Below are 12,154 nucleotides of genomic sequence, written 5' to 3'. Positions count from 1 at the left end.
GGGACCCAGACGGGGCTCAATCGTCCTCTCGACGGGGCGGAACCGGCCTCTCGATGGGGCCGAACCGGCCTCTCGACGCAGAAGACCCGAAGGAGAAGGATCAAATGACCGAGGTTGTCGAACGCACTGTCCATACGTCCACTGCCCCCGACATCGTCGCGGAGTATCTCGCCGACTTCCGCAATGCGGCCGAGTGGGACTCCGGGACGGTCTCGTGCGATCTCGTCTCGGGCGATGGCGGCCCGGGCAGCCACTATCGCAATGTCTCGCGCTTCGCCGGTCGCGAGGTCGAACTCGACTACGTTCTGGACGAGGCGAGCCCCGAGCGCATCCGGTTGACCGGCCGGGCCGGACCGACCACCGCCCACGACACGATCACCATCCGGCCCGACGGAGCGGGCGGCACTCAGGTGGACTACCACGCCGAGTTCGAGTTCGGCCTCGCCGCCCGCCTGGCCGCCCCGATCGTGCGGCTCCTGCTCGACCGGCTCGCCGATGACACCGCCGCCACCCTGGCCGCCGCCCTCGATGCCCGAGCGTCCCACTCCTCTCAGCTCTCCCGCCCGATGGCGGAACCCACCCGGTCGCCAGGGAAGACTTCCCGTGCGAACGACGGATTTGCCGCGCGCATCTTCGGCGATGCGTCCGATCACGCGCTCGATCTCCTCGTCGCGCCCGGTTTCACCCGCATCGGCTCCGCGCTGCGCGAACGCCTCCCCGGCTACCCCGACGACCCCACCCCGGGCGCTCTCGAGGGCCGGCACATCGCGATCACCGGCGCGTCCTCCGGGCTCGGCGCCGCAACCGCACACGGCGTGTCCGCCCTCGGCGCCCACGTCCACCTGATCGTGCGCGATGTCGCCAAAGGCCAGGCCGTCGCCGGCGCGCTCCCCGGCCCCTCGAGCGTCTGGCACTGCGATATCGGCGACCTGACCTCTGTCGCTGCCTTCACACGTGAATTCCGTTCCGGCGGTGCGCAACTCGCGGGATTGGTGCACAATGCAGGCGCCATGCCCGCGGCATACGAGCAATCGCCTCAGGGCCACGAACTGACCATGGCGCTGCACGTGCTCGGGCCGATCGCGATGACCGATGCCCTTGCTCCGGTCTTGCACGACGCCCGCGTGGTGTTCGTCACCTCCGGCGGGATGTACCTGCAGCAGTTGCGGGCGGACGATCCGGAGTACCGGGCCGAGGACTACCGACCGACCCGTGCGTATGCCCGCAGCAAGCGTGCGCAGGTCGAGTTGCTCCCTGACCTCCAGGAGCGTTGGGGCGACTTCGGCATCAGTGTCAGCGCCATGCATCCCGGCTGGTCGGACACGCCCGGTGTGAGTGACTCCCTGCCGGGCTTCGCACGCCTGACCGGCCCGCTACTGCGCTCCCCCGACGACGGCGCGGACACCATCGTCTGGCTCCTGGCGCGGCCCGAGGACGGCCCTCGGGCCCGCCTGTGGCACGACCGTCGTGTCCGTCCGACGTCGCGCTTCCCGGTCCGTGCCGCGACGTCCGAGCAACGCGTTCAGTTGCTCACCTGGATCGAGGGCGCTCTGGGCGGGTGAGCGGTCGGCACCGGGCCGGCCGCACCGCGTCGCACCGACGCGCTCAGGCGTCAGACCCGGGCGCGCAGGTCGAGCGCGAAGCCGGCCAGCAGGACGACGGCCGCGAACACCCACAGGAGCGTGACGTCCACCGCCTTCCCGCGCACGACCAGACCCCCCGCCCGGGTCGGCTGCAGCACCAAGCGCAGGACACCACCGAGGGCGCACGCCGCCGCGACCGAGACCGTCGCGCGCAACATGTGGTCGGTCACGGCCCAGCCGATGCCGGAGGCCAGGATCGCCGCGACGACCCACCACGCCCCGAGCCGGGCGACCGCCGGTGGCCGCGGCTCGGGCGCGACCGGGCGGGATCGCCCGGGCCCCCAGGGCTGATCGTCGCTCATCGCCTGGTCAGTCGAATCGCGCGGTCAGCGCCGAGTCGCCAGAGCGTGCTCGGCCGCCTCGACGACATTGGTCAACAACATGGCGCGGGTCATCGGCCCGACGCCCCCGGGATTCGGGCTGACCCAGCCGGCCACCTCGCGCACCTGCGGGTGCACGTCCCCGGCAACCACCTTCGTGCCGTCCTCGGCGACGATCCGGCTCACGCCCACATCGAGCACCGCGGCCCCGGGCGCGACCATGTCCGGCGTCACCATGTGCGGCACGCCGGCGGCGGCCACGATGATGTCGGCTCGGCGTAGCTCGGCCGCCAAATCCTTGGTGCCCGTATGACAGGTCACGACCGTCGCGTTCTCGCTGCGGCGCGTGAGCATCAGGCCCAGCGGACGTCCGACGGTGATCCCGCGGCCCACGACGGCGACGCGGGCACCCGCGATGGGCACGTCATACCGGCGCAGGAGCTCGATGCAGCCTTTCGGTGTGCACGGCAGTGGGGCGTCCTGGCCGAGAACCAGCCAGCCGAGATTCATCGGGTGAAGTCCGTCGACGTCCTTGCCCGGGTCGACCCGGGAAAGGATGGCGTTCTCGTCCAGGCCGGTCGGCTGTTGCACGAGGAAACCGGTGCACCCCGGGTCGGCGTTGAGCTCGTCGACGGCGGCGAGCACCTCGGCCAAGGACGTGCCCGCGGGCAGGTCACGCCGGATGCTCGCGATGCCGATCTCGTGACAGTCGCGGTGCTTGGCATTGACATACCACTGGCTGCCCGGGTCATCGCCGACCAGGATCGTGCCCAGGCCGGGGACCATCCCACGCTCGGCCAGTGCCGCGACTCGCTGCGCCAGCTCGGTTTTGATCGAGGCCAGGATCGCCAGGCCGTCGAGAAGTTGCGCCGTCATACGGCGATCCTGACACACGGCGCACGAGGCGCCGGCACGCCGACCAGGCGCGCCGGGGACGACAATGGGCCGATGCTGAGTCTGGAGAGCGCCAAGCACCTCGCGGCCGCCGGGATCATGTGGGATCCCCGGCCCGGCGATCGCTTCGTCATCGACAATGAGCAACTCCATCAGGACGTTTTCTGGATCAGTGACCTGACCGTTGAGGTCCACCACTACCAGGATCAGACGGTGCTCGGCTTCAACGGCACCACCGAATGGGCTCTGGACTCGGTGGATCTGGACCAGTCGATCTGGCTGCCGCGTGAGGACCAGTTGCGCGAGCTGATCGGCGACCGCCTGAACGCGCTGCTGCGCACACCGGACGGCTGGGAGGTGCGCGTCAGCGGCGCCCACGGCATCGACGTCCATACGGCGCCCGATGTCGAAGAGGCGTATGCCGCAGCCCTCCTCGCGATCGCCGACCCGGGCAGCTGACGGCTCACGCCCCCCATCTCGACGCCCCGAGCGCCCAAGGCCGGAGCCAACCTGCCGTGACCACGGCGCGTCTCCACTGCATACGCACTCGGCCCCGGCACAGTGGGGCGTGGAAGGGAGCAGGGGGATATGACGACGGAGACGTCCAGGCGGCGAGCGATGCTCGCCGGCGGCGCGGCGCTGACCGCCGCGCTCGGTGGATGCGGGGGTGGGCTTGGGCCGTCGGCCACCCATGCCACGACACCGACTCACAAGCCCACGCCGGCGTCGCCGACAGCGACGCCGATCGGTGACGGCTCGACCTCCGACACCGGACCGCAGCCGAATCAACCCGTCCTGCCTGACCTCGTCCCGGGTGTGGCACCACCGCAATTCGTCGTCATCTCGTGGGACGGCGGCGGCGAGACCGATGCCGCTCTGCTGACACGATTCCGCGCTGTCGCAAGGGAAATCGGCGCGAGTATGACGATCTTCCTCAGCGGGCTCTACACCCTGCGCGGGGTGGACGCCAAGGACTACCGGCCGCCGCGCAATGGCGTCGGCCGCTCCGACATCCCCTTCTTGTCTGATGCCTCGGTGCGCCGCACGATCGAAGGCATCGGCCAGGCCTGGCTCGAAGGCAACGAGATCGGCACCCACTTCAACGGCCACTTCTGCGGCGGCTCGGGCAGCGTGGCGAACTGGTCCCCCGACGACTGGCGCTCGGAGATCGACCAGGCGATTTGGATGGTGACGCACTGGCGCTCGACCACCGGCTGGGCGGACGTCCCGTCGTTGCCCTTCGACTATCGCACCGAGTTGATCGGCGGCCGGACGCCGTGCCTGCTCGGCCAGCAAGGTCTGATCCCCACCGCGGCCACGCTGGGCTGGCGTTACGACAGTTCGACCGGCGGGCGGCAGGTGTGGCCGCGGCTCTTCGACGGCACCCAGGTGTGGAACATCCCGATGTCCATCGTGCCCTTCCCCGGCCACACCTTCGAGGTCATCGCCATGGACTACAACTACATGGCCAATCAGTCCGGCCCCCAGCCCGCCAAGGACCCGCGCCATTGGGTGAAGTGGGGCAAGGAGGCCCGGGCCGCGCTGCTCGCCGGGCACGAACGCGCGCTGACGGGCAACCGCGCCCCGCTGATCATCGGCAACCACTTCGAGCAGTGGAACGGCGGCGTCTATATGGACGCCGTCGAGCAGGCGATGCGCACGATGGCTGCCGCCCCCGACACCCACCTGGTCAGCTTCAAACAACTGGTCCGCTGGCTCGATCGCCAGGACCCCATCCTGCTCAAGAGCCTGCAAGCGCTGGACGTCGGCGCCGCGCCCGCCGGCGGCTGGAGTGCCTTCGGGGTGGGTGGCTAGCGGCCTCGTCCGGCCATGGGCGACGATGGGCTGATGACCGATCAGCTGATCATCCCCGCCCACTTCAACGGGCCACCCGAGTCGGCGAATGGCGGGTGGTTCGCCGGTCGCCTGGCCGGGGTCTTGCGCGCCGCAGACGCGGCGATCACGACCGTCACGGTCCGGTTGAGCGCGCCCCCGCCGCTCGACGTGCCAATGGACGTTGCCGTCGTTGACGGCGGAATAGAGTTGCGCGCGAAGGACGTTCGCGTGGCAACCGCTTCTGCATCTCCCGACCTATCCCCACCGGCGATCACCCCGGTCCCGTATGCCGTGGCCCTCGGCTGCGGCCCCGCCTACGAAGGTCTGGCGAAGCACCCCTTCCCCACGTGCTACTCCTGCGGCCCGGCCCGCGACGACGGGCTCGGCCTGCGGCCCGGGCGGGTGCCCGGCGGCGCGGGGGAGTATGCGGCGGCGTGGCGCCCCACCGAGGTGAGCGTCGAGAACGTCTGGGCAGCGCTGGACTGCCCCGGCGGCTGGTCGGCGGGCATCGCGGGCCGGCCGATGGTGCTGGGGACGATCACCGCTCGGGTCGGAGCCCTGCCGGACACGGACGAGGAGTGCGTCGTCATGGCCTGGCCCGGCCCGGCCCGGCGGCGGCGTTTTGCTTCGGGCTCGGCGGTGTTCGGAGCCGATGGCCGGTTGCTCGGGCAGGCCGAGTCAGTCTGGATCGCCGTGGATCCGGCGGCCATCCGGCCGCGCTGAGCCCGGCTGGGAGCGGCGACTGGCTCGCGACCCAGCGCCCGGGTCGCTCACCCGGGCACTCCGAATACCAATCGGGTGGGCTTGAGGCCCGACAGGCCGGCACATGGCCCCGACACGCCGGGCACCCCGCCCGATCGGTATTCCGACTGCCTGGCCTCAGTGGGCGAAGTGGCGCGTCCCGGTGAAGTACATCGTCACCCCGGCCGCCGTGGCGGCAGCGATCACCTCTTCGTCGCGCACCGAACCCCCGGGCGCCACGACAGCCCGGACTCCGGCATCGAGCAGCACCTGCAGACCGTCGGCGAACGGGAAGAAGGCGTCCGAGGCAGCGACCGCTCCTCGAGCCCGCTCCTCGCCCGCCCGCGCAACGGCGAGTCGGCAGGAATCGACCCGGTTGACCTGGCCCATCCCGATGCCGACCGAGGCGCCGTCACGAGCCAGCAGGATCGCGTTCGACTTGACGGCGCGCACCGCACGCCAGGCGAACTGCAGGTTCGCCAGGGTCGCCTCGTCGGCCGCGGCGCCGGCAACGAGACGCCACGTGGTGGCGTCATCGCCGCCGCTGATCGCCCCCGACTCGTCCTCGACCACGGCATCGAGGCGGTCGACGGTCTGCATCAGCAGGCCACCGGAGATCGGGCGGAATTCCACCCGGTCGCGCGCGATGGCCATTCCTTCCGGCAGCTGGATGAGCCGGCGATTCTTCTTCTCCCGCAACAGATCCAGCGCATCGCCGTCGAAGCCAGGGGCCACGACGACCTCGCTGAAGGTGTCATTAAGCGCAAGCGCCATGGCCCGGTTGACAGCGACATTGGTGGCGACCACGCCGCCATACGCCGACACGGGATCGCAGGCGTGCGCCGCGGCATACGCCTGGTCGACGGTGGGGCCGACGCCGATCCCGCAGGGGTTCGCGTGCTTGATGATCGCGACGGTCGGCTGGTCCCCGTGATCGTGGGCCGCGCGCACCGCCGCGTCCGCGTCGACATAGTTGTTGTAGGACATCTCCTTGCCGTGCAGCTGCTCAGCGCTGGCCAGGCCGGGTCGCCCGTGGCGGTAGATGGCGGCCCGTTGGTGCGGATTCTCCCCATAGCGCAGGACATTCGCCTTGGTCCACGACCCTCCCGCCCAGGCCGGGAAGCCGCTGCCGGCGGAGGTGTCGGCATACGCGCTGCCGAGCCAACTCGCGACCGCGATGTCGTAGTCGGCCGTATGCGTGAACGCCCGCGCCGCGAGCAGCTTGCGCTGCTCGAGCGTGAAGCCGCCCGACCGTACGGCCTCCAGCACCGCCGCGTATGCCGCGGGGTCGGTGACGATCGCGACGCTCGGGTGGTTCTTGGCCGCGGCACGCACCATCGACGGCCCGCCGATGTCGATCTGCTCGACGCACTCATCGGGCGTGGCCCTGGAGGCGACCGTCGCCACGAAGGGGTAGAGATTGACGACGACCAGTTCGAAGGGCTTGATGCCGAGATCCGCGAGTTGTTCGAGGTGGTCGGGCTTGCGGGTGTCGGCGAGGATGCCCGCGTGCACCGTGGGGTGCAGGGTCTTCACGCGTCCTTCGAGGCACTCGGGGAAGCCGGTGAGGTCCGCGACCTCGGTGACCGGAATATCGAGGGCGGCGATGAAGGCCGCGGAGCCGCCGGTCGAGACGAGGGCGACGCCCTGCTCATGCAGGCCCCGGACCAGCTCCTCCAGCCCGGTCTTGTCATAGACGGAGATCAGGGCCCGGCGGACCGGCCGGATGTCCTGGCCGGGGTCGGGTGGGGTGACGGTACTGCTCACGAGTGCTGCGTTCCTTCGCCGTATGCCGGGGCACCCAGGCGGGCGATGCACCCGGCGCCTACTCCCCGGTGGTGTCCCACCTGCGCCAGTTGTCCTTTGTCGCCTCCAATCCTACGTGCGTCGGGCCGTTCCCTGCGTTCGCCGAGGTGACGCCGGGCCTTGGGCGGCGCACTAGGCTCGGCCGGGTGACGAACCCGCTCTCCGCCGCGCCCGGCGCGCCCCTGCGGCTGGTCGTCCTGGTGTCGGGGTCAGGCACCCTGCTCCAGGCGCTCATCGACGCGGCCGGCGAGCCGGGCTTTCCCGCCCGCATCGTCGCTGTCGGAGCCGACCGGGAGGGGACGCTCGGGGTCGAGCGGGCGGTGGGTGCCGGCATACCGTCCTTTGTCGTCGCTCCCGGCACGTATGCCGATCGCGCCGCCTGGGATGCCGCATTGGCCGCGGCAATCGCGAGCTATTCGCCCGAGCTGGTGGTGTCGGCGGGGTTCATGCGAATCCTGGGTCCGGCCGTCCTCGACGGGTCGCGGATCATCAATACGCACCCGGCGCTGCTGCCCAGCTTCCCGGGGGCGCACGGCGTGCGCGATGCGCTCGCGCACGGGGTGCGGGTGACCGGGACGACCTGTCATTGGGTTGACGCGGGTGTCGACACCGGGCCGATCATCGATCAGCGGGCGGTGCGCGTCGAGCCGGGCGACACCGAGGAGAGTCTGCACGAGCGGATCAAGGTCGAGGAGCGCGCGCTACTCGTCGATGTGGTGCGGGCCCTCGCCGGCCAGATCCAGCTCGACTTTGCACAGGTTAAGTGACCTCCAGCAGGGTCTACCCTGCTCGACGTCACCTAACGTCTGCTAGCAGAGGATAGGGCCGGGGGCTACCGGCGCAGCCGCCACCAGTCGCGGGCGACCACGACCGCGGCCCCCAGGCCGAGGGCGAGCATCAGGGCCAGGCACAGCGACAGGGCCGACGGGCCGACATCCGCTAGTCGGCCGTCGCCGAGGGACCCGCCGGCCACCCCGTCGAGCACGGCGAGCAGCACCGCGGTGAGCCCGACGGTGACCGCCACCGACCCCACCTTGGTCCGGCCGCTGGCTAGCCGCGGGATCTCGGCGAGCGAGCGGCGGGCGGCATAACCGCCGGCGAGCACGGGCACCAGATAGAGGGCCCAGACGTACCAGCCGAAGGACGCCTTGCCCGGCAGCGCGCCGAGGACCGGGATCAGCGGCAGCAATCCGCCGTCCGAATGCCCGAGCGTGACGCTTGACCCCTCGGTGATCGTGAACCCCGGCCCGGCGAGCAGGCTGACCGCCCAGAGCCCGAGGTTGGGCAGGGCGAGCGCCTGCCCGAGGGTGAGCGCGAAGCCGCCGAGCACCCCGGTGTCGAGTTCGCCGTAGAGCGCCGCGACCCGCCCGATGCGCACCGCGCTCGTGAGCAGCACCAGGGCGCAGCCGAGGCCGAGCATCAGCGCGCCGGTGCGGATCGCCGGCCGAACGGCACGCCGGATCAGGCGTGGCACCCGCCGTACGATCGGCTCCCAGCGCCCGGTCGGGAGTTCGGCCAGGGCCAGCGCCAAAGCGGGCACGCCGAGGACCGGCAGCGGCAACGACCACCAGACGGGGGTCGCCGGCCCGGCGAGCGCGAGGGCGACCGCGGCCAAGGTGACGGCGATATAGCCGCCCAGCCACGCGGCATACGTCCATCGGGTGGGGGTTGCCGGCAGGGACCGCCGCGCCGACGAGCGCGCGAGCCACACCAACGCGGCCAAACCGAGCAATGGCGTCAAGGCGAACAACAGCCCGTCGGCCGCGACGCGAGCACCGCCCAGCAGCAGCCACAAGGTGGCCCCGGTGCCAAAGATCGCGCCCCAGTCCACCGTGGCTCGCGGCGCGAGCGACCCGACGACGCCGACGATCGTCAACACCGCGAGCAGCCCGACTCCCGCGCCCGCCGCCCCGCCGAGCAGCGGCTGACGCCACGCCGGCGCGGGGCGCGCGTCGTCGTCGGTGGTCGGCTGTGCAGAGTCCAGGATGGTCATATCGCTCCCCATGTTCCCGTATGCCGTTCGCCCCTCCCCCGAGACCACGCCGGACGGCCAGGGAATTCCCGAAAAGTCGCGCGTTAGGGTGGACAACCCGGCACCGGGCGCACGCGTCTGGTGGGGCATGACGAGCATTCCGATTGCCGCGACCGCCGGGTCACGGCCGATCATCAGCCACTGGGAGGGCACGCGCGTGGCTGCGCTCGACTTCGACACCTTCTACCGCGAGACCTCGCCGCGCGTGGTGCACCTCGTCTATGCGACGACGGGCAATCTCACGCTCGCCCAGGACTGCGCCCAGGAGGCGTATGCCCGCGCCTGGCAGCGCTGGAGCACGGTCAGCCAGGCAGACGATCCGCTGTCGTGGGTGCGCACCGTCGCGCGCCGGCTCGCCATCAGCCAGTGGCGCAAGGACACCAACCGCACAGAGGCCCAGCGCCGGCTGACCGCCGTTCCGGACCCACCGGCCGTCATCAGCGACGACCGGCGCTTGGTCGTGGATGCTCTGCAAAGACTCTCGCCCCAGCACCGCGAGGTGCTCGCCCTGCACTACCTCCTCGATATGAGCATCGAGGCCATCGCCGAGGATCTCGGCGCGCCCATCGGGACCGTCAAGGCGCGCCTGCATCACGGCCGCGCGGCGTTGGCCACGGCCTTGCGCGAGAAGGAAGCCGGCCATGCCTGACCCGAACGATCACGAGATGTGGACGCCCGAGGACGACGATCTGGTCCGCCGCGCGCTGTTCTCGCTGCGCGAGGATGTCGACCACCTGCCCCTCGCCCCCGTCGAAACGGTCAAGAGCCGCGGGGGCCGGCGCCGCCGAAGCACCTGGATTACGGGTGCCGCTGGGCTGGCTGCCGCTGCAGTTGTCGTCGGGGCGGTGGCGTTGTCCGGCGTGCTGACCGCCAAGCCCGATGTCACCGCGCCGGCTACCCGCAGCCACGTGACGACCACTGCCACAACGACTCGCCCCACGCCGACGTCCGCCGATGACTGGCACGCCACGGCGGACTGGGCAACGCTGCTGGCCAAGCCGGGAATCCTGCCGACCGGGGCCGAATGGGCAGCAACCCTCGGCGTGGACGGCGTGACCGCGGTCGAAGGCATGCTGCCGACCGATCTGCTCTGCCTGATGACTCCCGGCGCCGCGACGGCCGTGTCCTCGCAGGACGTCGTGATCCCGGGCAAGCCGGACACCCTCGGTGTCCAGGTGACGTGGATCTATCCCACCGACAAGCAGGCTCAGGACGCCGCCAACGCCATGCGCGAGAAGGCCGACAACTGCACGACACCCAAACCGGAGGCCATCACCTCGGTCTCCTCCGATCGCTACTCCGAGCATTCGATGCTGTGGCGGTTCAGCGACAGCGACCGTAACTCGGGTTGGCTCACCGTCACCGACCGGGGCCGCCAGATCACCTATGTCGAGTTCTGGGGGCAGACGGACGGCACGTCGATGCTGACCCTTGATAAGTTCGCCTGGATCACCAACCGGGTCGAGAACCGCCTCGAGCGGTATGGCGAGAGCTCGAGCGCCGGCCCGGTCATCGCCGGACCGGACACCCTGACCCCGGCGGCGAGCCTGTTCATCGACCCCTCGGACTTTGCCTCGACGGTCTTCACCGGCGGCGCGAAGACCGAGTCCGGCGCTGGGGAGTTCGACGGCTCCTCTGCGGTCGTGCCGTGCGACTCCGACACCAACGGGCAGGGCGAGTTCGGGCTGTTGAAGGTCAAGCTCGCGGGCAAGGACGCGAGCTATTTCGCGACCGAGCGGCTGCGGGCCTTCACCGACCCGGCCGCAACCGACACGGCCGCAACCGACCTGGGCGCCGCGCTGGCGGCCTGCACCAAGGATGTCGGCGGCAACCCGGTGCACGTGACGGCCGGACCGGCGGAGGGGACCTATGCGATGACGACTGACCTGGGCGCCGGAACAACCTTCACCCAGTTCGTCGCCATTCAGGTGAGCACGGACGGCAGCCACCTCGCCACCCTCGTCGTCAGTCCGCAGAACAAGGTCGATCAGGCCGAGGCCTTCGCCGAGTTGATCCGGCTCCGCGGCCTCGCCGCCGATCGCTGACGCCCTCGGCGGTTATCCACACCTTCGCACGTATGCCGCGCGCCCACCCGGGCGCGCGGCATACGCTCGCGTCGGCGTCACCATCTCGGTGAGGCTCGGCGAGCGGGGGTGACGCGTGCATACGCCGGACGTGGTTGCCCTCGTCGCGGGGTTGCTGGGGCTCGGCGCCGGCGTCGTCCTCCGGGCGCGACTGGCCGCCGGTCACCACCGCTATCCGGACGACCCACCAGCGCACCGGCACGCGTGGGTCGTCCCGGGCACCGGAATCGCTTGCAGCGCAGTCGCCTACGGATTGGCCGATTGGGCTTGGCCCGTGCTCGTCACCGCAGCCGTGGCAGCAGCGATCGGGGTGCTTCTCGCCGCCATCGACCTCGAGGTCCACCGACTGCCCCGGGTCATCACCTGGCCGTGCTACCCAGTCCTGGCTGTGCTGCTGACGATCTGCTCATGGGCGGCGCGTGACTGGCCGGCGCTGGGCCGCGCAGCGCTGGGCGGGCTCGCCGCCTGGGCCGTCTACTACCTTCTGCACCGGCTCGCCGGCCGGCGCAGCCTGGGCCGCGGCGATGTCACCCTGGCGGGGCTGATCGGGATGTTGCTCGGGTGGTTCGGCTGGACTCCCCTCGGGCTGGCCATCTATCTGGCCTTCCTGCTCGCCGGCGTCGTGGCTGGCGCCCTGCTCCTGCTGCGCCGGGTCGGGCGCAAGGACCGGATCGCCTTCGGCCCGGCGATGATCGCCGCCGCGCTGATCGTCCTAGCGCTGCAATAGCCACCCACGACGGCAATGGGCGGCTGGGCGTGCGTCGACGCGCACAACCAGCCGCCCACGGCGGGTGGTTC

Annotated in this window: 12 protein-coding genes and 1 riboswitch; of the genes, 8 read left to right on the top strand and 4 right to left on the bottom strand. The window is 71.0% G+C overall.

Annotated elements, in window-relative coordinates; translation table 11 throughout:
* Positions 1 to 104 precede the first annotated feature (104 nt).
* Positions 105 to 1,562 carry an SDR family NAD(P)-dependent oxidoreductase gene (locus ABD209_RS18915; RefSeq protein ID WP_344069400.1) on the top strand — a complete coding sequence of 486 codons (1,458 nt, stop codon included), beginning with the start codon at positions 105 to 107 and terminating at the stop codon, positions 1,560 to 1,562.
* Between the two features lie 50 nt (positions 1,563 to 1,612).
* On the opposite strand, the gene ABD209_RS18910 is transcribed toward ABD209_RS18915, so the two are convergent.
* Together ABD209_RS18910 and ABD209_RS18905 are read right to left on the bottom strand one after the other, a co-directional pair.
* Complete coding sequence (locus tag ABD209_RS18910; protein WP_344069397.1) at positions 1,613 to 1,945, bottom strand: DUF3017 domain-containing protein; 333 nt, start codon at positions 1,943 to 1,945, stop codon at positions 1,613 to 1,615.
* A 24-nt stretch (positions 1,946 to 1,969) separates the two neighbouring features.
* Positions 1,970 to 2,839 (bottom strand): bifunctional methylenetetrahydrofolate dehydrogenase/methenyltetrahydrofolate cyclohydrolase, encoded by an 870-nt coding sequence (locus tag ABD209_RS18905; protein WP_344069394.1) that lies wholly within the window; start codon positions 2,837 to 2,839, stop codon positions 1,970 to 1,972.
* Between the two features lie 72 nt (positions 2,840 to 2,911).
* Between ABD209_RS18905 and ABD209_RS18900 the strand changes: the two genes are divergently transcribed.
* The 3 genes from ABD209_RS18900 to ABD209_RS18890 all read left to right on the top strand — a co-directional run bounded on the left by ABD209_RS18900 (position 2,912) and on the right by ABD209_RS18890 (position 5,416).
* Positions 2,912 to 3,316 (top strand): hypothetical protein, encoded by a 405-nt coding sequence (locus tag ABD209_RS18900; protein ID WP_324388470.1) that lies wholly within the window; start codon positions 2,912 to 2,914, stop codon positions 3,314 to 3,316.
* A 129-nt stretch (positions 3,317 to 3,445) separates the two neighbouring features.
* Entirely contained in the window at positions 3,446 to 4,672 is a 1,227-nt protein-coding gene (locus tag ABD209_RS18895) for a polysaccharide deacetylase family protein (RefSeq protein WP_344069391.1), read from the top strand.
* A gap of 33 nt (positions 4,673 to 4,705) precedes the next feature.
* Positions 4,706 to 5,416 carry a hypothetical protein gene (locus ABD209_RS18890; protein WP_344069389.1) on the top strand — a complete coding sequence of 237 codons (711 nt, stop codon included), beginning with the start codon at positions 4,706 to 4,708 and terminating at the stop codon, positions 5,414 to 5,416.
* Between the two features lie 156 nt (positions 5,417 to 5,572).
* Here the strand turns inward: ABD209_RS18890 and purH are convergent, their stop codons facing one another.
* Positions 5,573 to 7,201 carry a bifunctional phosphoribosylaminoimidazolecarboxamide formyltransferase/IMP cyclohydrolase gene (gene purH / locus ABD209_RS18885; protein WP_344069386.1) on the bottom strand — a complete coding sequence of 543 codons (1,629 nt, stop codon included), beginning with the start codon at positions 7,199 to 7,201 and terminating at the stop codon, positions 5,573 to 5,575.
* 25 nt (positions 7,202 to 7,226) lie between these two features.
* Positions 7,227 to 7,304: riboswitch (ZMP/ZTP riboswitch) on the bottom strand.
* An 82-nt stretch (positions 7,305 to 7,386) separates the two neighbouring features.
* On the opposite strand from purH, the gene purN reads away from it, so the two are divergent.
* Positions 7,387 to 8,007, top strand: a complete 621-nt coding sequence (gene purN, locus ABD209_RS18880) for a phosphoribosylglycinamide formyltransferase (protein ID WP_425564737.1) — start codon at positions 7,387 to 7,389, stop codon at positions 8,005 to 8,007.
* Positions 8,008 to 8,072: 65 nt separating this feature from the next.
* Here the strand turns inward: purN and ABD209_RS18875 are convergent, their stop codons facing one another.
* The gene (locus ABD209_RS18875) at positions 8,073 to 9,233 is read right to left on the bottom strand and encodes a cell division protein PerM (protein WP_344069383.1); all 1,161 of its coding nucleotides are present in this window, start codon (positions 9,231 to 9,233) and stop codon (positions 8,073 to 8,075) included.
* Here ABD209_RS18875 and ABD209_RS18870 point away from each other — a divergent pair.
* The 3 genes from ABD209_RS18870 (at position 9,226) to ABD209_RS18860 (ending at position 12,083) form a co-directional block, all read left to right on the top strand.
* Positions 9,226 to 9,921 carry an RNA polymerase sigma factor gene (locus ABD209_RS18870; RefSeq protein ID WP_344069380.1) on the top strand — a complete coding sequence of 232 codons (696 nt, stop codon included), beginning with the start codon at positions 9,226 to 9,228 and terminating at the stop codon, positions 9,919 to 9,921. The genes ABD209_RS18875 and ABD209_RS18870 overlap by 8 nt on opposite strands.
* On the top strand, positions 9,914 to 11,317 hold the full coding sequence (locus tag ABD209_RS18865) for a hypothetical protein (protein ID WP_344069377.1): 1,404 nt from the start codon (positions 9,914 to 9,916) through the stop codon (positions 11,315 to 11,317). Before ABD209_RS18870 ends, ABD209_RS18865 begins: the two co-directional genes overlap by 8 nt.
* 115 nt (positions 11,318 to 11,432) lie before the next feature.
* Positions 11,433 to 12,083 (top strand): prepilin peptidase, encoded by a 651-nt coding sequence (locus ABD209_RS18860; protein ID WP_344069375.1) that lies wholly within the window; start codon positions 11,433 to 11,435, stop codon positions 12,081 to 12,083.
* Positions 12,084 to 12,154 lie beyond the last annotated feature (71 nt).

The sequence above is a fragment of the Nostocoides vanveenii genome (assembly GCF_039531165.1).
Taxonomy (GTDB): Bacteria; Actinomycetota; Actinomycetes; order Actinomycetales; family Dermatophilaceae; genus Nostocoides_A; species Nostocoides_A vanveenii.
The sequence above is the reverse complement of the archived record's forward strand: the minus strand, read 5'-3'. Positions and strand labels throughout refer to the sequence as shown.